Raw genomic sequence first — 25,393 nt, 5'->3', positions numbered from 1 at the left:
CGTTATAAAAAAGTGCAGGCTGCTTTTACGCTTTCAGGTAGCCTTTCAGACGACCTTAATGCAGATTCGCCTTAAAGAACTGCTCAAACTTATCAAACGGAATCTTGCCAGTGGTGTTGTCATACAAATCCGTGTGGTTCGCACCTAGCACGATGTACAGCTCTTTGTTTTTGCTGCCCAGAGATTTGAATGGATTGGAGAACTGACAGTGGAAGATTACGAGGGGGGGGGGTAAAAACTATTTAAAAAAATTAGCAATATTCACTTTTAATACTATTTCAAAATAAAAATTTGTTACAATGACAGAGTAGCCATTTTAATTAAATTAAATCAATGAATATAACCAGAAAGTCAATATGATGGAAGTACAAGATTGGGGCGGCGGTTTAACTCAACATGAGGTTGAAGCCATTGAAAAAATCAAACAGGCTTTTCAAGCTTCTGAAAATAACAAGAAAGTAAAAGGACAGGGATTTGACACATTAAAATCCCTCAAATCCATTTTCCCTTGGAAAGGATACTCGGGTTTTCGCTTCGCGGATATAAAAGAACGTAAAGAAGGTGAATTTGATTTGGTTATTGTTACCCATTGCAATGTGTTGATTATTGAGTTGAAACATTGGAATGGAACAATTATTTGCCGTCAAGATAAATGGTATTTGAATGATAAAGATATGGGTCGTTCGCCCGTTTCTATTACACGAAACAAACAATTTATGCTGGAAAAGAAATTGGATAAATTCAAACAGCAATTTACCAATAAAGGCTTTCGTCCGCAGATCCATTTTTTAGTTGTGATGACAGGCAACGCAGATTTCAGCCAACTGCCAGACAATGAAAAATTGCACGTTGTAACATTAACTGAATTTTTGCAATTAAAAGATGAAAAGCAATTCAACGCACGTTTCCGCCCGCATCCTGATAGCAAAACTTTAAATCAGGATTTTGAATTATTCGATAAAAAAATCTTTAGTAGCAACACAGTCAAACCGAAAAATATCAGCATTGGCGGATATTATGCAGAAGACACGCCTATTTTTTCTCACCCAAAACATATTTATCAAGAATATCTTGCCGAAACGGAAAACAAAAAGCACCAAGACCAAGCCTTATTGCGCCGTTGGGATTTCACTAAAATCAACCGCTCTGAAGCTCAAACACCTGACGGGCGTTATCGCCTAGTCAGCCGTGAATACGATGTATTGAACCATATTAAATTACAAAATAAAGACTTGTATCACACATGCTTGAATTACAAATCTACGCCGCAAAAAGGCGAAATTACGGCAGAACATATTGATTTATTTGAGCTATTCCCACAGCAAAAACGTTTTGACCAATTTGTCGGCGGATACAATGGCGAAAATTTAAGTGCAGAACGCCGTTTGGGTTTGGTGCAATTATTGTTGGATAAATTTGCTCAGTTGCACAAAGTCGGTATTGCTCATCGTGATTTGGGCAATCACAGCATTTGGTTGTCGGCAGATGACAAAATTACGCTATCGGGGTTTGCAACCGCCTATTTTTCATCTGAAGAAACGGTTGGCGACATTCGTGAGATTTTGGAAGTCTCCGGCGATTTGGCAAAATCTCATTTTCCACTTTCAGACGGCATCAAACTCACACCATACCAATATGACGTACGTTCTTTAGCTGTTTTGGCATGGCATATCATTCAGGCAAAACGTATTACATCTGATACGCTTGACGAAATGAAAAATAAATTACCGGATGAAACTACATGGTATGCTGAAATTTTGCGTGAGTCATTGTCAGATGTGCCTTTTAAAAGTTCGGTGGATTTCTTAAACAAATTTAATCAAACCAAACCTGAACAGGCGGTGGATTTTTCATTTGATTTTACAAAATTAGAGCCGTTCACACATGACATCAACCATTCCCGTGCCTATCGTGAAGATGATGATTTTATTGTAGAAACCAGTGAGAAAGAAGTTTACTGTTCCAATGGTTTGTTGATTAAAGCATGGCTGAATACAGACCCGCAAACCGATAATTCAAAAGCCAGAGTAGTTTTGAATTGGCTGGAAAATATGGCAAAACTGGCAAGTTTGTCGCCCGATTATGTGCCAAAAATCCGAGAATTCGGTATTGCCAAGAAATCAGGTTGCCTTTTTGCAGCAAGTGATTTTATTGACGGGCATACTTGGCAAGATATTTGCAAACTTGGTTTATCGGATAAACAAAAACAGGCTCTTATCCATCAATTTATTCAAAACATTGAACATTTACACAGTCTAGGTTTTACACATGGCGATTTGAAACCCGACAATGTATTAGTAACGACCGATGATGACTCTGCTCAGCTACATATTCTAGATATATTTGATTTCTCTCCAAACGGGCAAAGTCAGTTCAATACCGAGTATTCGCCGGAATTCGATCATCCTACCGAGAAACAACGCGATAATTTTGCCGTGATGAAAATGGCGTGTGAATTATTGGGTGTTGAATGGAATGGGCCGTCTGAAAGTTTTGCCGATATTTCCGAAGCCGTGCAGCAAGAATATTCAGACAGCCAAACTGCGTTTATTTCATTGACACGTTTTAAAGAGGCACTCAATCCCAAACCGGCTACGCCAATGATTGATATCACAGTGGGCGGGCGTGAGTCGTTTTTGCCTATTTCAATTTATCCTGAAAATGGTGAATTGTTTGTTCAATTTAAAGAAAGTCAAAAATATCCAAATGAAGAAATAGATATTACATTTATTGGATTAGGCGGAAAATTTACCGCTTTTTATACCATTGCTGAGCAACGATTCCGACACGGATTATCTCCATTTGAACGCTATCATATTAGTCGAAATGATCGTGATGATAGCAAATGTAGTTTGCAAATCGGTTTGAATATCACACATAGCAATTATAGCAACTTAGATAAACTTAATGATTTCATTGCGGACAGTACAGAATTTAAGAACTCTATTATTCAATTTGTCCAAGAGCACTTTTTCAAACAGCCTGAAAAAGAACAAGCTGAAAATAACGAGAACTTTGAAGCCGAACCTGTTGATATTATTGCAGAAGAAACAGTTATCGAACAACGTCCTAGTATTAAAAAACTTTGGCAGGCAATTTTAGATACTGAAACCGAAGCTTTACCTTCTATTACTGCCAGCGAAGCATTGCAAAAAACAGAAAATGGGGTCTGTTATATTCCCTATGACGGTGAAATCAGTCCGCTAGATCAATTCAAACGGGATGAAGTTGTTGAGGCTATTGGAAAAAGTGAAGATGGAGAAAAAACCTTTAAATATGGCGAAGTAGATATTGTGCAAAGCCAGTTGAATGAATTACACCTTAAGCCCAAAAGTTTACGTAATTCAGCAAGTAATATTCAAGCAGATACGCCAATTTATTTGCAAAGTAAACAGAACAAAGCGTCTTACACTCGCCGTAAAAACGCATTACAACGTATTTTAGACGGTGAAAGTACGATTAAAAACTTGACTGATTATTTTGATGAACATTGCGTCTTGCCGTCTGAAAAATATGATATTCATATCAGCAATGAAGAATTTAAACGCTATGACCAGCCTGAAAAAAATGTAAGTCTGAATGAAGCACAACGTATTGCCTTTCAACGTTTGATTGCCAATGGACCATTATCCTTATTACAAGGTCCGCCGGGAACAGGGAAAACAGAATTTATTGCTGCATTTGTACATTATTTATTTGATGTGCAAAAGGTTCGAAATATTCTACTGGTCAGCCAATCACATGAAGCAGTCAATACTGCTGCCGAACGTATCCGTAAACACTGTCAGCGTTTGGGAACAGATTTGCAACTGGTGCGGTTCAGTAATCGTGAAATTGCCGATTCCGAAATATTGGAAGATGTGTTTTCACCCAATTTAGTCGGACAAAAACGGGCACAGTTAAATGTGAACAAGATTAGCAATATTTGCCAGCTTGGACGCAGCATGGGGCTGCCTGAAAATTATTTGCGCGAACGAGCCGAATTAGCGTTTGATATTGGTGTGCAAATTCGTCGTTATCAAAAAATTGTTAAATCATCAAAAGATGAAACCGTTGATGAAGATGAAAAACGCTTACGCAAAAAATTAGAAAAAAGCATTAAAGAACAAGCCCAAGCAATGGGGCTGCGTGAATTGGTTGAAATTGACGAGATTCTGCCGAAATTTATCAGTGAATTGGATCACAAACATAATATTCAGCCGATTGAAAATATCCAAGCAGGTAAATTGATTGATTTAACCCAGGATATGCTGGAAGCCCTATCTAACGAACGCACCAATTATGATGAATTTTTGGCTCGTTCCCGTCAGCTTGTGATTGGCACTTGCGTAGGTATCGGACAACGCCATATCGGCATTGCCGATAATCTTTATGACTGGGTGATTGTGGACGAAGCCGCACGTTCTATTTCCAGTGAATTGGCGATTGCCATGCAGTCAGGTACGCGCATTCTGCTGGTTGGCGACCATAAACAACTACCACCTTTGTATTCAGAAGAACATAAAAACGCACTTGCCCGCCGATTAGGAATTTCTAAACGCGGCGAGGAATTAGATCAAGCATTAGGCAGTGATTTTGAACGCGTTTTCCAATCTGAATACGGAAAACAAACTTGTGCCACACTCAAAACACAATACCGCATGGCTCCTGCGATTGGTAGTTTAGTATCAGCATGTTTTTATGAAAATGTTTTGGAAAACGGTAAAACCAATGATGATGTGCCTAATATTTATTTCAGGCTACCTGAAAAGATAAAATCCTGCGTAACATGGTTAGATACAACTTCATTACCAAATGCATATCATGAACCAGCCAAAAATGGTAGTTTGTCCAATCGAGCCGAAGCCGATGTAATTATTGGGATATTACAAGACTTGGCAAACGATGAAACGTTTATGAATAGTGAACCTGTAAAAAAATGTTTAGAGAAAAATGAACAAGCCATTGGTGTAATTTGCATGTACGGCGAGCAGAAAAAACTAATTCGTAAAAAATTCAATGAACGCAGTTGGAATGACGACTTCCGCCGCTTGGTTAAAATTGATAGTGTAGATAGTTATCAAGGTAAAGAAAACCGCGTGATTATCTTGTCGCTGACACGCTATGACAAAACATACAGCACAGGCTTTTTACATTTGCCAAACCGTATTAACGTAGCTCTATCTCGAGCTATGGATAAACTTATTATCGTTGGAGCAAAAACCATGTGGGAACATCCCAAAAACAGCAAAACTCCATTGGCAAAAGTTTTACGTTTTATACAAAAGCAAAATAATCCGCAAGATTACACAATTAAGATATTAAAAAACGGAGCCAAAAAATGAGTGAACAAAAAACACCTTATAATCAAATAGATTTTGTGGTTAAAGCTCCGCGTTTTCGTATCGTATTTTCGTATATGAGCGATAAAGGTGTGGCGTTTGTGCGTGAATATTTGTTGCGACTTTTGAAAGTAACACCGTGCAAACCTGCACAAATTGCCCAATACTTTGGTTTTAATCAATATGAAACCGAAGTCGCTCTTGCTGATTTGGAGAGCAATAAATGGATTATTTGGCAGGATAACGGCTTGATTGCATTATCAGCAGAAGGGCAGAGACTGTTTCAAGACAATCAGGGATCACCCCATATTCCCACTTTAAAAGAATTTGGTGGTGAATATCGTATGGAATTATTAGATAGTAATTTTCTGAAAAAAAACGACTGTGATAAAAATCGCCAGCAAGCCATTGAGTTAGTCATTGAACCAAAGGTGTTATCAGAAAGTAGCGAAATTGCACAAAAAACATTTCAAAATCGCTTTCGCCAGCTAATAGAAGATGAAATTGTTGAAGTTAAAAATGAAGTAGGTGAAATTGAAAAGGATATTTCACTATATAAGATTGATGTTATTGAACCCAAAGGTGCGCCTGATTATTTCCGTTTCACGCAACAATTCGAGTTATTGCCTGAAACAGGACAAGCTAAAGAACGCAATGATGTGCCGATAATTACTCATCAAGAAAATATTCAGCAAGCCATTACTGCACAACTGGAGCAATTTGATCATCATGATAATTTGCGTGAACTGCGTAACAGTATGGAAGAAATTGGTGATGACGATACTTTGAAAGTGCTGTTTGGCGGGAAATTAGATTTTACTGAATTTTTGAAGGTCTATCAGAAGTATGAACAACAAAATGGTTTGTATTTTCTAGGGCAAATTTATCATCAAGAAAACTTATTCGAACAAATCAACCAAATTTTGGATAAACCAAACAAAAAATCACCCAAAAAACTCTATTGGTTGGCTCCAAGCGATATTTACTGGGGAAAACAACGGAAAATTCATGACAAAATTCAAAATCTAATAGATAAACAAAAAAGTGGCTATGATTTTCACCTGTACTTACCTTTGCCTTCCGAACGAAATCAACATGAAAAACAAGAATGGCTAAATCACTTTAAAGATATATCAGATAAAGTACTTTACGGATTCTGTGAAGGTTTTTTAGATGGAAATACTGAAATTCTATTTCTAGAAGATAAATTTGCTGTTGTTTGTTATCACGCAAAACTATCTTCTTATCCTGTGACATTGCCTATCGGGTTTATGACTACCGATATTAAAAAAATAAATCATATTATAAGATTGGCTAAAAATTATCTAAATTCTGCCCTATTCCCTGATAGAGATGAAGATGAAATAAGACAAAAAGACTTTGGTTTGTTAAAACCATAGCAGCATAATCTTTATATATGCAATGGACAAACTCAAAGTCCTAAAACACTTCTGCTCCGCCGCCGAATCCACCTGCAAAACGGCGAACTTGTAGAACCCCTCCCCGACATCCCACGCCGCCCTTGGCAACTCTACATCTACCGCCCACAACGCACAGTAACTTCCGGGAGCGTGTTAAAGGTGTTCGACTGGCTGACGGAGGTGTTGCGGGAAATGTATGATAAAGAGGCTACCTAAAAATCAAGAAGGCTCAAGCGACATTCATCGTCTGTTTCCGCTTGCCTTCAGGTCGTCTGAAAACCACATTTATAAACCCAAACATCAGAATATCAATACCCAATACGGCTCATGCTGAAACCCAATTCATCAGACAGATTTGACGTCTTTATCGAGCCTCAACCCAAGCTGCGCTTACCAATTCGAATCGGCTATACTACCGCCTTTCCTTAAAACACACATCGTCATGAGTACCAAAAAATTTCCCGTCCCCCTCAGCTATTTCAGCATGCCGTTGGGGCTTTTCGCGCTCGGTTTGTCGTGGCGTTACGGCGCGCGTATCGGGCTTTTGCCGCATTGGGCTGCGGAAACGCTGTTAGCCGCCGCCTTTGCACTTTGGCTGCTGCTGGTCATTGCCTACATCATCAAAATCCGTTTTTTCCGCCCCGAATTTTTGCAGGATTTGCAGGATTTGGTGCAATGTTGTTTCATCAGCGCGATTCCGATTACCACGATGCTGGCGGGTTTGGCAGCCTTACCCTATCAAACGCTATCGGCAAAAGGGTTGATTTTGCTGGGAACAGCGGGGCAGTTGGCATTTGCCATGTACCGCGCAGGAGGCTTGTGGCGCGGCGTCCATACCCTTGATGCCACCACGCCGATTATTTACCTGCCCACCGTTGCCACCAATTTTGTCAGCGCGACCGCAATAGCGGCATTGGGTTGGTCGGATTACGCCTGGCTGTTTTTGGGCGCGGGGCTGTTTTCATGGCTTAGCTTGGAAGCCGCCATATTGAGCCGTTTGCGCACTGGCACACCCGTCAACGCCCCTGCGCGCGGTATTGTCGGCATTCAGCTTGCGCCCGCTTTTGTCGGCAGCGGCGCTTATTTTGCCGTATCGGGCGGACACATCGACACCTTCTCGCTGCTTTTAATCGGCTACGGCTGCCTGCAATTCCTGCTGCTGCTGCGCCTTCTGCCCTGGATGCTGGAACAGGGTTTCAGCCCCAGTTTTTGGGGTTTCTCGTTCGGTTTGGCGGCAATGACGGGCTGCGGTTTCCATTTAATTGCTGAACAGCGTTTACTGTTTTTAGGCTATTTCCTCGCCACCACAGGCTCCGGCTTGGTGATGTTGCTGTTGCTGGCTACTTTAAATTTAGCGAGACAGGGACGGTTGTTGGTTAAATGAAAAATCGTGCGATTTAAAGGTGTTATAAAACGGACATGGATACGAACATGGTTTTAGGTCGTCTGAAAACAGCGTAAGCGTAGTCTGATTCTAAAATCCAGATACGCTTACTGCCTGTGTCCCCCAACACCTCCTCCAGCCAATCAAACACCAATTTCACACGTGGGCAAGTGATATTTCTTTTGGGCGGTAAACGTATGTCGTCACTACTTCCGAGGGAGTTCAGGAAAATTCTCCACCAATTCAACTCTTACCAAATAAACATGGCAAGTAAAACAGGACTGGCAGACGACGGTTTGGGCTTAACAAGGCGGCCATAATTTCATTTGAAATATGTGTAGTGATGAATTTGGGACGTACAGGAAGAAAACAAAATACTATTAATTATTGCAGCAGTACACGATAGTCAAAACTGGGAGGCATAGCTGGTATTTATGCTGAACAGTATCATGGAAACTGCAAAGAAGAGGTTACTTTAATCAATAAAATTAAGAGATTTGATAAAAAACAAACAGCCCATCTGCACCAACCTACCATAAATTTTTGAAAAAGGAGATTATTATATTAATGTGAAGCTGTAAGGATTATTGATAGCATAATAATGAGATATTATAAAAATATCTCTGTATTTAATGATCTGATATAATTCACACATTTCATATTGATGATGTGTATTTTATTTTGAAAAATCTAAGGAGAAAAAATGTATTATAGTTCTGACATTCCGAAACATAAAGTTTTTTTGAGTTTTCATCATCAAGATGACTGTTATCGCCAACAATTTGAACGGCAATTTTCTAATGAATTTGATCCAGTATTTGTTAATCGTTCTGTTCAAGATGGTGATATTGATCCAAATTATAAAACGGATGCCATTCGCAGAGAGATTCGTGAAAACTATATTTCTGACTCCTCAGTAACCATAGTTCTTATTGGTCAAAATACATGGCAACGTAAGCATGTGGATTGGGAAATAGGATACAGTTTAACAACTTCAAACCTAAATACTCGTTCTGGTCTAATCGGTATCCTGTTGCCCAGTTATTCTCCATGTCATGAATCATATTTCCATCCTAACTGTGTACGAAAATGGACTGAAAATAATAGTCAGATTTATACACCTTGCAACATTCCACCACGATTATATGACAATATTCAGAGCGGCTATGCCAAAATCTATCCTTATCCAACCTCTTCACATGAATTAAAAAAATGGATTCATGAGGCATTTCAAAGAAGAGGCAGCGGGTCACATCGTAACAGTCGCGATTATTTTGCCAATAATCGAAATAGTTCACATTAGTAATTTAAACTTTAAGTAGGGATTAGTCTCTTATGTCCATGCAAATCACTCCACCTTTGGCCGTTCATTTTATTTGGCATCCAGATGATAAAGAAAATATCTATTCTACACTGATGGAATTTCGTCGTTATCTTACACGGGATATTGATCGTCCATTTTCTAGAGAATTAAATATCCCAACATTTTTATACAGCTCACGAAAACCTAAAATCCCACCATCTTCTACCCCACAGAAACTTGCTGAAAAAGATGTGATTTTTCTTTTTATTAGCAGTAATACTTTGATGGATCCTGGTTGGGAATACTATATCAACTCGTTACCAGAGCAAGATAATTATCATATTGTGCCTGTAGCTATTGAACGAGAAGGATTAAACCAAACTTCATCAGGTCGTCTGAAGAATTTAAATTGTATTCGGGCATTTGATTGGCCTACTGCACTAAAAAAAGAATACGCCATTCTTTTCTTATCTCATGAGTTATATCGATTTGGTTTGAAAGATACTACTGAGAATAACCTTGGTATTGATTCTTCGATTCGCTTATTCCTAAGTCATGCAAAAAAAGGAGATACAGGCTTAAAACACGCAGAAGCTATTAAGAATTTTTTAGATAACTCCAATATGCAAAGATTTTTTGATGCAAATGAAATATCACCTGGATTTAAATTTGATCAAGAAATTGAAAATCATATTAAAAACTCAACAATCATTGCGATTGAAAGTGATGCGTACTCTTCTAGATACTGGTGTCAAAGAGAAATTTTAAGTGCCAAAAGGGAACGACGCCCTATTATCCTTGTGAATAGCTTGGAAGAATACGAAGATAGAGTTTTCCCTGCAGCATCGAATATTCCCTGTGTGCATATAACTGCAGAGCCATTGGAAGAAAAAGATATTTTAAGGATTCTTATCGCAGCATTATTAGAAACAATACGTTTTGAGCATGCACACAAACTGCTACGATATTATCAAGAGCAAGGCTGGATTGATAAATCTGCTGAGATTTTTGCTAGACCGCCAGAAATTCAGCAAATTGTTGATATTTTAGATAAAGGACATAAAGATAATTTAGTTATTTGCTACCCTGAACCACCTTTATATAAGGAAGAAACAGAGTGGACAAATCATTTTAACATTACTGTTTCCACTCCCTTATGGTCATCTAAACAAGAGAATGAAACTAGCTCTAATTTACGTATCGGTCTATCTATTTCTGATTATCTTCCTGACGGTTATGAAACATACAACCAAGACATTGACGAACTCAAGCGGTTTTCTCAATCTTTAGCACGACATTTATTAGCTGGTGAGCACACTCTAATTTATGGTGGCGATTTACGGGATGAAGGTTTTACGAAATTCATTCTCGATGAAGCAACAGTTTTAAGGGATAGGTTGCAGACAGATCAACTATTTGTAGAAAATCATCTAGCTTGGCCTCTATATACTAAAAAAGAAAATACAAAGTGGTATGCAAATTATAAAACTGTAGTAAAACCTGTAGAAGCTAATATACCGGATGATGTAGAAGGTTTGATTCAGAATAAAGATCGTTTTCTTGAGCCAAATTGTCCTGAAAATAAATATATTTGGTCTCGATGTCTTACCGAGATGAGAGAAACGTCTATCTGTTCTTCGGATATAAGAGTTTTTGCTGGTGGAAAATTTGAAAACTACCTTGGAAAAATGCCTGGGGTTTTAGAAGAGTTCTTGATTGCTTATAAAGAGAAAAAAGTAATTTTCTTAGTTGGTGGTTTAGGAGGATTAACCGGTAAGTTATGTGATTCAATTAAGAATCAATGCTTGGCTGAAGAGTTTACGGAAGAATGGCAGACTTCTCATAATGCATTCTATAAAGAATTACAGGATATCGCACGTTCTCATAATAACAATGCCAATTATGACGACATTAGATCTATTATTGAATATATCTCAATCTCAGAGCTTGCAACAAAAGCAGGACTAACGGTCAAAGAATATGAGAGATTGATGCAGACACCTTTTGTTGATGAATGCGTTCATCTGATTCTAAAAGGAATTAAAAACTTATCTAGCAAGGAGAGCAGTCTTAATGACCAAGCATAAAGTTTTTATTAGTTATCATCATACTAATGATCAGTGGGCAAAGGAAGCGTTGCTTAAGTGCAATGAAGAAAACGATATTTTTATCGATGACTCTGTTGATACAGGGGATATTAGTGATGATTTATCGGATGAAGAAATTAGAAAGAAAATTCGTGATGAATACTTACGTGAGACTACTGTTACAATTTTATTGGTAGGAACGGAAACTAAAAATAGAAAACATATTGATTGGGAACTTTATTCCAGTATGTATGATGGTAAGAAAAATAAAAAATCAGGCATTCTTGTAATACAGCTTCCTTCAACAAACCCTCAGTATATCAGGGCAGCACATGGTGATGAGGAAAAAAGAAATTTATATCGATCAGTTACCAATTGGATTAGTATAGATTCTAGAGATGAGTATGAAAGGCGATATCCTTATTTGCCAGAACGTATAATCGATAATTTACTAGCTAGAAATGTAAAAATATCTGTTACAAAATGGGAAGATTTAAATGTTGAAGATTTAAAATTACTTATTGATCTAACTTTTCAAGATAGAGAATCTTGCCAGTATGACATGAGTAGAAAGATGAGAAGAAATAATTCGTAGATAATTCATAAATAATTTACAAAGAGATAATCTATGGACTTACTAACTTATATATTCAAAGGATCTTATGTTAATAGGAAAAAAGATAAGTATTTTATCAAAAATATTCTTTCTACATTTAACAAAGACGAGGTTACTGGAATTGGTGTTAAAGTAAATAATAACCCATGGGCATTTGAGGTATTTATTTTTATTACAATAGATACAAATTATCTTAAAAGAGAAATATTTACCGAATGGATAAAGCAGTTTGGTGATAAATATTCTTTACATAATATATTTATTGGAGATGTGTCAAAAGGTGGTAATATAGCGACATTTAAGGATGCATATACTCTATCTTCCTTTGATAAACTTTTTATTTTTTCTGAATCTGAATCTGAATCATTTATTAGAAATAAAATACTTCCTACGTTACGGTTTGGACTGCGTTCTTCTTTTGAGGCGAAAAATCCCCAATATAAAAGTGCTAAATATCAGATTCCAGCAATTTTCATTAGTCATTCATCATTAGATAAAGATAAGATAGCTTTGCCTATTAGCGATTATTTATGCGCTAAAGAAATACCAATTTGGTTAGATCGTAATGAAATGACGTTAGAAAATAATTCAAGTGAGGAAGTCATATACGAAAAAATTCGCCATGGCATCTCAATATGTAAGACAGGAGTATTCATTGTTACGCCAAATTTTATTGAGGAAAGCAAATGGACAAAAGTAGAGCTATCTATTTGTAAAGAGCTTGATAAAAATATTCTATTACTTATCTTTGATAAAAATGAAGAAAGAGTAGAAAAGTTAAAAAAAGATTTTTCTTTAGATGATTCACCCATTGTCTTAATGAATAGTATAGAGGTTGATTATGAAACTGTAAGAAAGAAACTTTTAAAGAATAATTTTATATAAGATCCTGTTCCTTCTAAAAAAGCAGCCTGCACTTCCTCAACAAAGTGCAGGCTGCTTTGGTAATGCGCCGTTTATCAATCCAGCTTCACGATTTCTCCGTCTTCTGGAACGTTCGCACAGCTTTCAATGCTTTGACCGCGTATAAATTTACGCATATCGGCGCGGCTGACGGCGGTATGATTCACGGTATGAGACCTTTGCAAAAATAGTCTGTTAACGAAATTTGACGCATAAAAATGCGCCAAAAAATTTTTAATTGACTAAAACCTTCCTAATATTGAGCAAAAAGTAGGAAAAATCAGAAAGGTTTTGAATTTTGAAAATGAGATTGAGCATAAAATTTTAGTAACCTATGTTATTGCAAAGGTCTCATACGGGCAGGTTTTTCGGAATGGGACGTGCGGCGGTTTCGTCCCAATGGCCTTCGTGAGTATGGGTAACGATAACTGCATCCACACCGTCCAAAATTTTATTCACGCTCATCGGCAGCCCGACCAGCGGCATTTTGGCTTGGCTGTTGAACGTACTGGGAAAGCCGTTCATGGAATGCTTGGGGGCGAAAACGGGTCAACCAAAAACGTCTGTCCTGCGTATTCGACTTTGGCAGTAGCGTTACGGATATGAAAGCAGCCCGCACTTACCCTTTCCGATGAAATCGGATTCCCGAATCCCGCCAACGCCACTAAAATATCGAACCCGATGCCCGCGAACACCGCCCCCATCATTTTCAGGTAGCCTGAAAGGACACACCATGCCGCAGCCGGATTGGCAATCTATCGAAAACCTCGCCTATCAAATCATCGTGGATGCCGTGCACAGCATCCGCAGGCAGCACCCGCACGAAACCGTGTATGCCGCCATTTTCCACAATTTCTACTGCGACAATACCCATCTCTATTTCCCCTCACTGTCGGTCGGCACAGAAAAGCTGCTTGCGCGCGTGGTGGAAAAATACCAACGCGAATACGGCTCCGCCGAAAGCCGCTCCGAGCTGGAACAATCGCTGCGCTGGTCGGGTGCAGACTTGGCGGAATATCTGTTTGACGGCGGCACAACGGGCAATACGGCGGCGCAAAGCGTGCAGGCTGCCGTGCGCCAAGAAACCGATTGGGACGACTTATACGACCACTTCCGCCAATGCTTCCCACGCGCCTGCCGCCGCGCCACCGAAGATTTGCTGCGCGCCAAGCTCGTCGCCCCCGATTTTGTCGCCGTTGCCTGCGATGAAGACGAAGAGCTGATTGTGCCCAGCCTCACGCCCGAACAACTGCAACGGCATTTCCCTGAATTTGTATAACTTTCAGCAAGTAGGTTAGATTATAGTGGGTTAAATTTAAATCAGGACAAGGCGACGAAGCCACAGACAGTACAAATAGTACGGAACCGATTCACTTGGTGCTTCAGCACCTTAGAGAATCGTTCTCTTTGAGCTAAGGCGAGGCAACGCCGTACTGGTTTAAAGTTAATCCACTATAAAAACCCAACTTCCACCAAGACCTCAGCCTAACCCGCCGCCGTTTCAGACGACCTGCCGCAATTATTGGAACGTGAGCCGCGCCGTTTTGTCGAAGTTGCAAAGGATATTTATGATGCAGCCTGAACATACTCCCTTAATCGAATTCAAAAACGTCAGCAAACGCTACGACAACCACACCGCCGTGAACGAACTGAACCTGACCATTTACCAAGGCGAGTTTTTCGTGTTGGTGGGCGGTTCGGGCAGCGGCAAATCCACTATGCTGCGCATGATTAACGCGTTGACCGAGCCGACCGACGGCGATGTTTATTTCAACGGCAGGCGTATCAAAGATTACGACATCCGCGGGCTGCGCCACCGCATCGGCTATGTGCTGCAACAAATCGCCCTGTTCCCCACTATGACCGTGCGGCAGAATATCGAGCTGATGCCCGACATTTTGGGCTGGGACAAACCGAAGCGCACATCGCGCGTGAACGAGCTGCTCGAGCTGGTCGGCATGCCGCCCGAAACCTACCTAAACCGCTATCCGCACGAACTCTCCGGCGGCGAACAGCAGCGCATCGGCATCCTGCGCGCCATTGCCGCCAAACCCGACATCTTGTTGATGGACGAACCCTTCTCCGCCCTCGACCCGCTCGCCCGCGCTTCCCTTCAGGAAACCGTGTCGCTGATTCATAAAAAACTCGGCACTACTATTGTTTTCGTTACCCACGACATGAGCGAAGCCGCCAAACTCGCCTGCCGCATCGGCGTGATGCACCAAGGCAGGCTGGTGCAGGTCGATACGCCGCAGGATATTCAAAACCATCCGGCGGATGATTATGTGCGCTCCCTGTTCGGCGCGACTCAGCCGGAAAACACTACTTCTGCCGACGAAGTCATCAATCTTTATCGCCGCTTGGATGCAAACGGCAAGGCGCGTGTACGGGAACATTGGGCAAAAGAAGAAAACAAAGAAGATTCAAAAGAGGTCGTCTGAAAACGGACATATTGGATTTTGCCCAATCGTTTTCAGACGACCTTTGCCATAAACAGATGTAAAAAAATGAAGATACTGATTTATTCGGCTTTACTTCTCTTCAGCTTGCTTGCCCTATGATTCTGGTTGGAAGCCATTCAAAAGGCATTTAGACCATTTTAAAATGACTGTTTACTAAATTTCTTTTCTAATTCTCTCAATGCGGACTGCAAACAATCTTCAACCGAAGATCTGTATGCTGTAGTAAGATCTGGCACAGTATGCAAATCCAGTACATACTGCAACTCATCTGCGAATGTATCTTCGACAAAAGACGGTTTGACCAAATAGGTTTCCAGCCTAAACAAGCGTGCGTGAAACTCATCATTACTGTTTTTGAGAATTTCAATTTTAAAATTCAATTCATCATCTTCTAGGGCAATCGGATTTACAACAACAGTTTTCACTACTTCTGAATATTGCAGCATTCTTGATTCTCCAATTTAAGCAGGTTTACATTGACAATGTCTGGCATAGGTTCCGGCCGGCGCTTTTTGGGTTGCATCTTTTTTTGCAGCTGTACAAGCAGCGTCTGCTGTTTTACCCGTTCCTGCCCCAGTAACCCGCGCAGGTGGATTAGGAGCTTTTTTCGGGTCAATAACCTGAATATTGCACTGAGCTGTGTAAGTAAAAGTTTTAGCAAAAACCGGGAAAGCCAGTAACGATCCTAACATAACCCAAAGGGTTCCTTTTACTACTTTCATATTACCCTTCCTTATTGGTTGTTTCATTAAATTCATTAGACAATAATAGCTTGTAAAAATTCCTTATTTTCCAAGTCAATTGAGCGAACTTGTCGTTCCGACAGAATCAGCCGAGTGGGAACAGCTTGTCAGAAAGCGTTGTGCTTATCAACCCGACCTCACCTACTGTTTTTTGCTTTTCAGACGACCTCAAACCATTTTCAGTACACACTCAAGCACTGGGTCTGCTTTCTGCTAACACCCAATTTCGCAAAAACTCTACTGTAAGTCCAAATCAAAAGCATCCATGTCGTCAGATACCGTATCAAAAATCAAGCGAATCTGCTATATATGTTTCCTCAAAACCCCAAAGGAGAACCAAGATGGACATTCTTTCCCGCCTGCAAGCATTGCCGCCGTGCAGGTTCCACTACAAATTACTGGTATTGGTCGGCATCGGTTGGTTGTTTGACGCAATGGATACCGGCATCGTGTCGTTTATATTGCCCGCATTGGGCAAAGAATGGGGATTGCAGCCGGCGCAACTGGGCTGGATAGTCAGCATCGCCTTTATCGGCATGGCACTGGGGGCGGTAGCGAGCGGCTGGCTGGCAGACCGCTTCGGCAGGAAAACCGTATTTGCCGCGACCATGGCGGTGTACAGCACGGCGACAGGCCTATGCGCCTTCGCTCCCGACATTGCAACACTACTTATCTGCCGCTTCTTTGTCGGCGTAGGACTGGGCGGACAGCTTCCCGTCGCGGTGTCATTGGTCAGCGAATACGCCCCTCCGAAAGTACGCGGTCGGTTTATCGTGTTGCTGGAAAGTTTTTGGGGCTTGGGCTGGCTTGCCGCCGCACTCGCTTCCTATTTCTTTATCCCAAAATTCGGCTGGCACAGCGCGTTTTTAATCGGCGCGCTGCCTATTTTTTATATCCCGCTGGTGCTGAAATTCATCCCCGAATCCGTCCCATACCTGCTCTCGCAAGGCAAAACGGACGAAGCGCACCGGCTGGTCAGCCGCTTGGAAGAGGAAGCGGGGATTGCGCCCGCTGCAACAGCCGTAGCACCGCCGCAACAGCAAAAACAGCGCATCCGTTTCATACAATTATGGCAACAGCCTTTCGCACGGCGCACGCTGATGCTGTGGTTGGTTTGGTTCGGCATCGTCTTTTCCTATTACGGCATTTTTACTTGGCTGCCGAAACTCTTGGTCGAACAAGGCAATACGGTGGTTAAAACCTTTGAATATGTGCTGGTGATGATTGTCGCGCAACTGCCCGGCTACATCGCGGCGGCGGCATTGGTGGAAAAAATCGGGCGCAAAGCGACTTTGGCGGGCTTTCTCGCCGCCTGTGCCGTCTGTGCGTGGTTTTTCGGACAAAGCAGCAGCGCCGCCGAAGTCATGGTATGGGGCAGCCTGATGTCGTTCTTCAACCTCGGCGCATGGGGCGTTTTATACACCTACACGCCCGAACTCTACCCCCTCCGCTTCCGCGCCTTCGCCTCCGGCTGGGCTGGCGCAATCGGACGTATCGGCGGCATTCTTGCGCCTATGGTGGTCGCCAAAATGGTCGGTGGCAGCGGCGGATTCGGCAATATATTCATGATGTTCGCCGGCGTGATGATGCTGATTGTATTGGTGATTTTGGCTTTAGGCGAAGAAACGAAAGGCAGGACGCTGGAGGAAATCAGCTCTTAAACAACCGTATCGACAGCCTAAAATCAGCAAAAGGTCGTCTGAAAACTCAAAATTGGTTTTCAGACGACCTTTGTTTTAAGGTTAAGATTATTCGCCCAACTTCTTCGTTTTATTGACGATGATCTCTACACGGCGGTTTTTAGCGCGACCTTCGGGATTGTCGCTGCCGTCATCGTTGGCGTTTGGCGCAACGGGATTGGCGGCGCCGAGACCTTCGGTTTGATAGTTTTGATGCAACCCTTTTGCCTCAAACCAGTTTAGCGTAGGTCGGATTCTCGAATCCGACATTTCGAGCATTGCTGCAATAGATTGCAATGACCGGTATGTTAAAGATTTTGTCGGATACAAGTATCCGACCTACGCTTGCTAGAGATTTTCAGACGACATTTGAGGTCGTCTGAAAGTTTGAAACAATGGTTTGAACGACAAAGAACGCGTGCGTGCGTACCGCACACACTCTACACGTCGGTTTTAAAGTTTGTGCCGCCCGCAGGTAGGTTGTGTGGCGCAGCCACGCACACGGTTGGTCATGCAGACTACGGCTTGCTGCGTTAGCGTGGTGGTAGGATGTGAGCTGCAGGCAGGCACGCGGTTTTGGGCGGTTGGGGACGGCGTGTGTGGTGGAGCCGCACATATTTCATTTGCTTACATTAAGCCATAATATTTTGAAATCGCATTAGTTAATATTCCTGCAATAGTACCTACTGAAACATCAATTGCACCGGTAGAAGCCTTTGTAACAATATTGCCAATCCATGCACTTACTTTTGAGCCGAATTTTTTATCTGTGGGCTGACCATCTTCTATCAGTGCATTTCGTAAATCTTCTAATTCGGCAGATGGAATCCCGTTTTTTGCTAAAAAGTTAGCCAGTTCATTGAAATTTTCTTTTTCAATATGAATACCGTCTTGAATATTTTGCTGAACATTACCGCCAAAAATATCCCCAATAAACCCTTGCATATTCTGAATATTGAATTGGTTTGACATTGCTTTCTCCTGTTCTGATTTTGTAAATTGGATACCATTTCCTAAAATACCTTCCTCTTCCAGTCGTAATGCCCAATCTAAAATTAGCTGTCTTACCTTTGATTGAATATTCATCAGGTCAATTGAATGAATGATTATTTTCGGCTCAAGCGGAAATGGAGTTTTTTGTAAATCCATTAAAGACTGTTTTAAATTATTAGGTAAAACTCTTTGAAAGCTATTACATTTTGTCTTTAATAGGTTTCTTATTTCACTAATTGATGATGTATATTTAATTTTTGTTACTAGTTCTCTCAATTCATCAGGAAGCATAAATGGAACATCGCCATGATAAGGGTTAAAAGCTTTTAACTCTCCATAAAATATTCTATATTTTGGTAAATTTTCTGATGAATAACCTTGTAATTCATTATTACACCATTCAGTTAATTCATTAATTTTTAATTTTCTTGCAACCATTAATGTTTTACTTACTAACTCTTCTACATCACTATTTGGGTTGGCAGCTAGGCTTTGTAGTTCTAAAATAATAGAAGTCATTTAATTCAATCTCCATGTTAAATAAAATTATTCCGCTCCAAACAACAGATTTTCCTTAATATTCCGTATTCTATCACGAAGAACAGCCGCCTCTTCAAACTGCAAATCCCTAGCCGCCTGCTGCATAGCCTTCTCCAGTTTGGCGATTTCTTTAATCGCGTCTTCTTCGTTGTGAATCTCGCCGACTTTAACCTTGTTTTTACCTTTCAGACGACCCTTGCCGCTGTCTTCTTCGTGGTACACGCCGTCGATGATGTCTTTGACCTGTTTTTTAATCTGCTGCGGCATGATGCCGTGTTCTTCGTTGAATTTCATCTGTTTTTCACGGCGGCGTTCGGTTTCGTCGATGGCGGCTTTCATGGAGTCGGTGATTTTGTCGGCGTACAGGATGGCGACGCCGTTTACGTTGCGCGCGGCGCGGCCTATGGTTTGAATCAGGCTGCGGTGGGAGCGCAGGAAGCCTTCTTTGTCGGCGTCGAGAATGGCGACGAGGGAGACTTCGGGGATGTCCAAGCCTTCGCGCAGCAGGTTGATGCCGACGAGTACGTCAAACAATCCCAGCCGCAAATCGCGGATGATTTCTACGCGCTCGACGGTATCAATGTCGCTGTGCAGGTAGCGCACTTTGATGCCGAGTTCGCTGTAATAGTCGGTGAGTTGCTCCGCCATGCGTTTGGTGAGGGTGGTAACGAGTACGCGTTCGCCTTTTTGGATGCGGTCGTTGATTTCGCTCATTAAGTCATCGACTTGGGTAGCGACGGGGCGGATGATGATTTGGGGGTCGACCAGCCCTGTGGGGCGGACGACTTGTTCGACCACTTGTCCGGCGTGTTCTTCTTCGTATTTGGCGGGAGTGGCGGAAACAAAAATGGTTTGCGGCATGACTTTTTCAAATTCGTGGAATTTGAGCGGGCGGTTGTCGCGGGCGGAAGGCAGGCGGAAGCCGTAGTCCACGAGGTTTTGCTTGCGCGATGCGTCGCCTTTGTACATGCCGCCGATTTGGGTTACGGTAACGTGGCTTTCGTCGATGAACATGATGGCGTTGTCGGGCAGGTAGTCCATCAGTGTGGGCGGCGGTTCGCCTTCTTTTTTGCCGGAGAAGTGGCGGGAGTAGTTTTCGATGCCTTTGCAGAAGCCCATTTCGTAGAGCATTTCGAGGTCGAAGCGGGTGCGCTGTTCGATGCGTTGTTGCTCGACGGGGCGTTGTTCGCGGACGAAAAATTCGATGCGTTCGCGCAATTCTTCTTTGATGGACTCGCAGGCGCGCAATACGGTATCGCGCGGGGTAACGTAGTGGCTGGACGGGAAGACGGTGTAGCGGCCGACGCGTTGGTGCAGGCTGCCTGAAAGCGGGTCGAACATATCGAGGCGGTCGATTTCGTCATCAAACAGGCTGATACGCAAGGCGTTTTCGGAGCTTTCGGCGGGGTACACGTCAATCACGTCGCCGCGCACGCGGAAGCTGCCGCGTTTGAAGTCCAAATCGCCGCGTTCGTACTGCATGGAAACGAGTGTGGCGATGATGTCGCGCTGCTCGATGGTGTCGCCTTCTTTGACGGACAACACCATTTGTTGATACTCGGTCGGATCGCCGATACCGTAAATGGCGGATACGGTGGCGACGATAATCACGTCGTCGCGCGTCATCAGGTTTTTGGTGGCGGAAAGGCGCATCTGCTCGATGTGTTCGTTGATTGCGCTGTCTTTTTCGATGAACAAATCGCGGCTGGGCACATAGGCTTCGGGCTGGTAATAGTCGTAGTAGGAGACGAAATATTCCACCGCGTTTTCAGGAAAAAACTCGCGCATTTCGGCATAAAGCTGGGCGGCAAGGGTTTTGTTGTGCGCCATAATGATGGCGGGGCGGCCGCTTTGGGCGATGACGTTCGCCATGGTGTAGGTTTTTCCCGAACCGGTTACGCCGAGCAGGGTTTGATAGGCAAGGCCGTCTGAAAGTCCTTCGAGCAGGTCGGCAATGGCGGTAGGCTGGTCGCCGGCGGGCGGGAAGGGTTGGTGGAGTTTGAAAGGGGAATTTGGGTATTGGATGACTTCCATATTGCCGCCTGTACCTGTTTTCTAGTTCGGGGAAAAGGGAAATTATAGCAAAAAGGTCGTCTGAAAATTTTCAGACGACCTTTTGCGTTGTTGAAACTTAAGCCAAAGAAGCGTTTACAAATGCGGTCAACTGACCTTTTGCCAATGCGCCGACTTTGGTGGCGACGTTTTCGCCGTTTTTGAACACCATCAGCGTCGGAATACCGCGCACGCCGAATTTGGCTGGAGTGGCTTCGTTGTCGTCGATGTTGAGTTTGACGACTTTCAGACGACCTTCAAATTCGGCTGCGATGTCGTCCAAAATCGGAGCGATCATTTTGCAAGGGCCGCACCAAGGTGCCCAGAAGTCCAACAATACGGGAACGTCGGATTTCAAAACGTCTTGTTCGAAATTTGCATCGGTGGTGTGGATAATCAGTTCGCTGCTCATGAGTTTTTCCTTTTTGTGTCAAATTGAATCAGATATTGTGCAGGATAGGGCTTGGGGCTGAAAATTTCAAGTGTCGCCAAAGTGTAATAGTTTTTTTGTAAGGTTGCCATCGGGATTGGCTAATGTTTTTCAGACGACCTGTCCGACAGGTCAGCCTGCCCTGAAACTCATCAGATGGCGCGTGTAATCGCTGGAAGGGTTGGCAAATACGGTTTCGCAGCCGCCCTCTTCGACGATTTTACCGTCTTTCAAAACCATCACGCGGTGCGACAGGGCGCGGATGACGGCGAGGTCGTGGCTGATGATGATGAGGCTGAGACCGTGTTTTTTCTGCAAATCGGCGAGCAGCTCCAGAATCTGTTGCTGCCATTGTACGTCGAGCGCGCTGGTGGGTTCGTCCAAAACGAGGATTTTCGGGCGGACGATGATGGCGCGGGCGATGGCGAGCCGCTGGCGTTGTCCGCCGGAAAAGGCGTGCGGATAGCGTTCGAGTGCGTCTTCGGGCAGCCCGACCTGCCGCAATACGTCTTGCACGCGCTGCCGCATTTCTGCACGGGACAAATCGGGTTCGTGAACGCGCAGGGCTTCGGAAACGATATTAAAGACGTTCATGCGCGGGTTGAATGCGCCGAAGGGGTCTTGGAACACCATTTGTATATCGCGTCTGGATTCGTGTTTCCAGTCTTCGCCGTTGATTTTCAGACGACCTTCCGCATCGATAAGGTGCATGACGGCTTTTGCCAGCGTGGTTTTGCCGCAGCCGCTTTCGCCAATGATGCCCAGCGTTTCGCCTGCTTTCAAATCGAAGGACACCGGCTCCAGCAAGGTTTTGCTGCGTTTTTTGAACCAGCCTGCTGTTTCTTTGACGGCAACGGAAATCTGCTCCGCCTGCAAGACGGTGGCGGGATTGTCCGCCAAAGGTACGACCTTGCGCGCGGCACCGGCGTTCAACAGCATTTTCGTGTATTCGTGTTGCGGATGGGCGAATACTTCCGCCGCTGCACCCGTTTCGACAATGCGTCCGCCGCGCATCACAGCGACGTCGTCTGCAAAGCAGCGGACAAGGTTCAGGTCGTGGGTGATGTAGAGCATGGTCATGTTGTGCGCCTGCTGCAAGCGCGCCAACAAATCGAGAATCTGCGCCTGCACGGCGACATCCAGGGCGGTGGTCGGTTCGTCGGCAATCAGGAGCTTGGGTTCGGCGGCAACCGCCATCGCAATCATCGCCCGCTGCCGCTGTCCGCCGGAAAGCTGGAAGGGATAGGCAAAGGCTTTTTGCTCCGGCTCGCGGATGCCGGTTTCCGCCAAGAGTTCGACCGCCCTCGCCCATGCCTGTTTTTTATCCAAACCCAGATGCAGGGTCAGCACTTCGGCAATCTGCGCGCCAACGCGCATCACGGGGTTGAGCGCGGTCATCGGTTCTTGAAACACCATGCCGATTTCCCGCCCGCGCAGCTTTTGCAGGGCGCGTTCGGATTGGATCAGCAAATCGTTGCCGTCGAACTTCAGACGACCTTCAAACGACACCAGCGGATTCAGCCGCATAATGCCCTGCGCCAACACGGTTTTACCGCTGCCGCTCTCGCCGACCAATGCCAGTTTCCTGCCGGTCTGTACGGTCAGGCTGACATCGTGCAGGACTTGCTTGCCGGGGAACGAGGCGTTTAGGTTTTCAATTTCAAGGATGGGTTTTGTCATGATATCGAGGTCGTCTGAAAACGGAAAACGGGTGGAATCAAATCGGCAATACCCGCCGCACGGACAGGAATCTTACGAAGCAATAAGCCATATCTGATGGTTTACAAGAAACGCGCCCAGCAAACATCGGCTTTCTGCTTTTCAGACGACCTCTGATTCAAACCCGCAAACCGAGGTTGTCTGAACGCTTATTATTTCTGAAACTGCTCTTTCAACACCCGTTTCAACACTTTGCCGGTGGCGTTTTTCGGCAGTTCGTCTTTAAAGTAAATCTGTTTGGGGATTTTGAAATTCGCCAAATGTCCGCGCAAATGGGCGCGCACGTCGGCTTCGTCCAACGTTTCGCCGTCTTTGAGTTGGATAAAGGCGATGATTTCTTCATCGGCGTATTGGTCTTTCACGCCGATGACGGCTGCGGCTTCGACGGCGTCGAGTTTGTAAATCGCCTCTTCGATTTCGCGCGGATAAACGTTTTGCCCTTTGGAAATAATCAGGTCTTTTTTGCGGTCGACGATAAAGATAAAGCCGTCTTCGTCTATCGTGACAAAATCGCCTGTTTTCAGCCAGCCGTTGACGATGGCTTCGTCCGTGGCATCGCGCATATTCAGGTAGCCCTGCATGACCGAACCGCCTTTGACGATGAGTTCGCCCACTTCGCCCGTCGGCACTTCGACCAATTCGTCGTTGACGGCTTTGACTTCCAATCCGGGCAAGGCGATGCCGACGCTGCGGGCTTTTTGCCTTTCGGGCGTGTTGACGGCGACGACGGGCGAGCATTCGCTCAAGCCGTAGCCTTCCAAAAGCTTGGCACGCGGGAACTTCGCTTTAAAGTCGAGGATGGTTTGTTCCGCCAAAGGCGCGCCGCCGCTGATAAACAGACGGACGCGGTTGAACCATCTGAAATACCAAGGGATTTTCGCCTTGCTCATGGCGGTGTAAATCGCGGGCACGCCCAAAAACACGGTCGCGCGTTTGAATAAAACCTGTTTCAAAACATTGGAGAACGGGAAAACGGATTTCACCAAAATAATCGAACACGCCATATAAATCGGCAGCAACACCATGGCCGTCAGCGTAAAGCTGTGGAACATCGGCAGGAACACGACGAAGCGGTCGCGTTTGGTAATCTTAAAGATGCGCTCGATGCCCTCAAGGTTGGAGAACAGGTTGCCATAGCTGATCAATGCGCCTTTTGGGTGGCCTGTCGTGCCGGAAGTGTAAATAATATGCGCCAAATCATCGATTTTCGGCTGGCGGCTTAAATCGGGCGTACCCGAAAAACGGCGTGCTTCTTCAAAACGCGCATCGGCTTCGTCCGCTGCTTTCGCTTCTCCTATCCAAATGATTTTCTCGACGCGGGTCTGTTTTTTCAGCCCCTTCAATTCTTTCTGCAAACCTGCCGAAGCAAACATAAACCGCGCTTTACAGTCGTTCAAAATATACGCGTATTCGTTGTTTTTCAAAAACGTATTCATCGGTACGGCAACCGCGCCGATGGCGGAGACGGCAAAATAGGCGCTGATAAACTCCGGCGAATTGGATACCGCCAAAGCCACTTTGTCGCCGAATTTGACGCCCATATTTTGCAGATATGCGGCTACGGCATCGACTTCCTGCTTGAGTGCATGGTAAGTGGTTTTTTCTTTATCATTGAACACCGCAGTCCCTTTGCCGTTTTTACGGCAGGCAGCGTTCAGCATTTCGTAAAAGTTTGTGTTGTGTGTTTGATTCATTGAAATTCTTTAAAAAATAAGTGAGTAAAATATTATAGAGGTCGTC

20 protein-coding genes are annotated in these 25,393 nt (G+C 43.8%); 10 read left to right on the top strand and 10 right to left on the bottom strand.

Annotated features, from left to right (window positions below):
* Positions 1 to 356 precede the first annotated feature (356 nt).
* The 7 genes from DBY90_RS02590 (at position 357) to DBY90_RS02555 (ending at position 13,017) form a co-directional block, all read left to right on the top strand.
* Positions 357 to 5,324, top strand: coding sequence for an AAA domain-containing protein (locus tag DBY90_RS02590; protein WP_234405089.1), 4,968 nt, complete (start codon positions 357 to 359; stop codon positions 5,322 to 5,324).
* Positions 5,321 to 6,721 (top strand): hypothetical protein, encoded by a 1,401-nt coding sequence (locus DBY90_RS02585; RefSeq protein ID WP_107986494.1) that lies wholly within the window; start codon positions 5,321 to 5,323, stop codon positions 6,719 to 6,721. Before DBY90_RS02590 ends, DBY90_RS02585 begins: the two co-directional genes overlap by 4 nt.
* A 463-nt stretch (positions 6,722 to 7,184) precedes the next feature.
* The gene (tehA, locus tag DBY90_RS02575; RefSeq protein ID WP_070491050.1) at positions 7,185 to 8,126 is read left to right on the top strand and encodes a dicarboxylate transporter/tellurite-resistance protein TehA; all 942 of its coding nucleotides are present in this window, start codon (positions 7,185 to 7,187) and stop codon (positions 8,124 to 8,126) included.
* Between the two features lie 703 nt (positions 8,127 to 8,829).
* On the top strand, positions 8,830 to 9,429 hold the full coding sequence (locus tag DBY90_RS02570) for a TIR domain-containing protein (protein ID WP_083286681.1): 600 nt from the start codon (positions 8,830 to 8,832) through the stop codon (positions 9,427 to 9,429).
* 32 nt (positions 9,430 to 9,461) lie between these two features.
* A complete protein-coding gene (locus DBY90_RS02565; protein WP_107986492.1) occupies positions 9,462 to 11,516 on the top strand; it encodes a TIR domain-containing protein in 2,055 nt (684 codons plus the stop codon).
* Positions 11,503 to 12,111, top strand: coding sequence for a TIR domain-containing protein (locus DBY90_RS02560; protein WP_070491045.1), 609 nt, complete (start codon positions 11,503 to 11,505; stop codon positions 12,109 to 12,111). Before DBY90_RS02565 ends, DBY90_RS02560 begins: the two co-directional genes overlap by 14 nt.
* Positions 12,112 to 12,144: 33 nt before the next feature.
* Positions 12,145 to 13,017 carry a toll/interleukin-1 receptor domain-containing protein gene (locus tag DBY90_RS02555; RefSeq protein WP_070491043.1) on the top strand — a complete coding sequence of 291 codons (873 nt, stop codon included), beginning with the start codon at positions 12,145 to 12,147 and terminating at the stop codon, positions 13,015 to 13,017.
* Positions 13,018 to 13,386: 369 nt separating this feature from the next.
* On the opposite strand, the gene DBY90_RS12615 is transcribed toward DBY90_RS02555, so the two are convergent.
* Positions 13,387 to 13,560, bottom strand: coding sequence for a hypothetical protein (locus tag DBY90_RS12615; RefSeq protein ID WP_185952180.1), 174 nt, complete (start codon positions 13,558 to 13,560; stop codon positions 13,387 to 13,389).
* 208 nt (positions 13,561 to 13,768) lie between these two features.
* Here DBY90_RS12615 and DBY90_RS02540 point away from each other — a divergent pair, with 208 nt between their 5' ends.
* Both DBY90_RS02540 and DBY90_RS02525 read left to right on the top strand, forming a co-directional pair.
* Positions 13,769 to 14,314, top strand: a complete 546-nt coding sequence (locus DBY90_RS02540; protein WP_070491039.1) for a DUF4303 domain-containing protein — start codon at positions 13,769 to 13,771, stop codon at positions 14,312 to 14,314.
* A 289-nt stretch (positions 14,315 to 14,603) separates the two neighbouring features.
* Positions 14,604 to 15,476 (top strand): ABC transporter ATP-binding protein, encoded by an 873-nt coding sequence (locus DBY90_RS02525; RefSeq protein WP_083286718.1) that lies wholly within the window; start codon positions 14,604 to 14,606, stop codon positions 15,474 to 15,476.
* Positions 15,477 to 15,634: 158 nt separating this feature from the next.
* Here DBY90_RS02525 and DBY90_RS02520 read toward each other — a convergent pair whose 3' ends face one another.
* Both DBY90_RS02520 and DBY90_RS02515 read right to left on the bottom strand, forming a co-directional pair.
* Positions 15,635 to 15,943, bottom strand: a complete 309-nt coding sequence (locus DBY90_RS02520) for a hypothetical protein (protein ID WP_070492410.1) — start codon at positions 15,941 to 15,943, stop codon at positions 15,635 to 15,637.
* Between the two features lie 15 nt (positions 15,944 to 15,958).
* Complete coding sequence (locus DBY90_RS02515) at positions 15,959 to 16,219, bottom strand: hypothetical protein (protein ID WP_141743838.1); 261 nt, start codon at positions 16,217 to 16,219, stop codon at positions 15,959 to 15,961.
* A 362-nt stretch (positions 16,220 to 16,581) separates the two neighbouring features.
* Here DBY90_RS02515 and DBY90_RS02510 point away from each other — a divergent pair, with 362 nt between their 5' ends.
* The gene (locus DBY90_RS02510; protein ID WP_070492412.1) at positions 16,582 to 17,901 is read left to right on the top strand and encodes an MFS transporter; all 1,320 of its coding nucleotides are present in this window, start codon (positions 16,582 to 16,584) and stop codon (positions 17,899 to 17,901) included.
* Between the two features lie 87 nt (positions 17,902 to 17,988).
* On the opposite strand, the gene DBY90_RS13610 is transcribed toward DBY90_RS02510, so the two are convergent.
* The 7 genes from DBY90_RS13610 to DBY90_RS02475 all read right to left on the bottom strand — a co-directional run bounded on the left by DBY90_RS13610 (position 17,989) and on the right by DBY90_RS02475 (position 25,347).
* Positions 17,989 to 18,189 (bottom strand): OmpA family protein, encoded by a 201-nt coding sequence (locus DBY90_RS13610; protein ID WP_411713444.1) that lies wholly within the window; start codon positions 18,187 to 18,189, stop codon positions 17,989 to 17,991.
* An 88-nt stretch (positions 18,190 to 18,277) separates the two neighbouring features.
* On the bottom strand, positions 18,278 to 18,535 hold the full coding sequence (locus DBY90_RS02500; protein ID WP_083286719.1) for a hypothetical protein: 258 nt from the start codon (positions 18,533 to 18,535) through the stop codon (positions 18,278 to 18,280).
* 11 nt (positions 18,536 to 18,546) lie between these two features.
* On the bottom strand, positions 18,547 to 19,431 hold the full coding sequence (locus DBY90_RS02495; RefSeq protein ID WP_070492413.1) for an AbiTii domain-containing protein: 885 nt from the start codon (positions 19,429 to 19,431) through the stop codon (positions 18,547 to 18,549).
* A 27-nt stretch (positions 19,432 to 19,458) separates the two neighbouring features.
* Positions 19,459 to 21,486, bottom strand: a complete 2,028-nt coding sequence (gene uvrB, locus DBY90_RS02490; RefSeq protein WP_070492414.1) for an excinuclease ABC subunit UvrB — start codon at positions 21,484 to 21,486, stop codon at positions 19,459 to 19,461.
* Between the two features lie 97 nt (positions 21,487 to 21,583).
* Positions 21,584 to 21,916: a thioredoxin TrxA gene (gene trxA, locus DBY90_RS02485; protein WP_049223229.1), complete on the bottom strand. Its 333-nt coding sequence runs from the start codon at positions 21,914 to 21,916 to the stop codon at positions 21,584 to 21,586.
* Positions 21,917 to 22,066: 150 nt separating this feature from the next.
* Positions 22,067 to 23,614, bottom strand: a complete 1,548-nt coding sequence (locus tag DBY90_RS02480; RefSeq protein WP_070492415.1) for an ABC transporter ATP-binding protein — start codon at positions 23,612 to 23,614, stop codon at positions 22,067 to 22,069.
* Between the two features lie 191 nt (positions 23,615 to 23,805).
* Complete coding sequence (locus DBY90_RS02475; RefSeq protein WP_070492416.1) at positions 23,806 to 25,347, bottom strand: fatty acid--CoA ligase; 1,542 nt, start codon at positions 25,345 to 25,347, stop codon at positions 23,806 to 23,808.
* Positions 25,348 to 25,393 lie beyond the last annotated feature (46 nt).

This window comes from Neisseria mucosa (assembly GCF_003044445.1).
GTDB classification, from domain to species: Bacteria; Pseudomonadota; Gammaproteobacteria; order Burkholderiales; family Neisseriaceae; genus Neisseria; species Neisseria mucosa_A.
The sequence above is the reverse complement of the archived record's forward strand: the minus strand, read 5'-3'. Positions and strand labels throughout refer to the sequence as shown.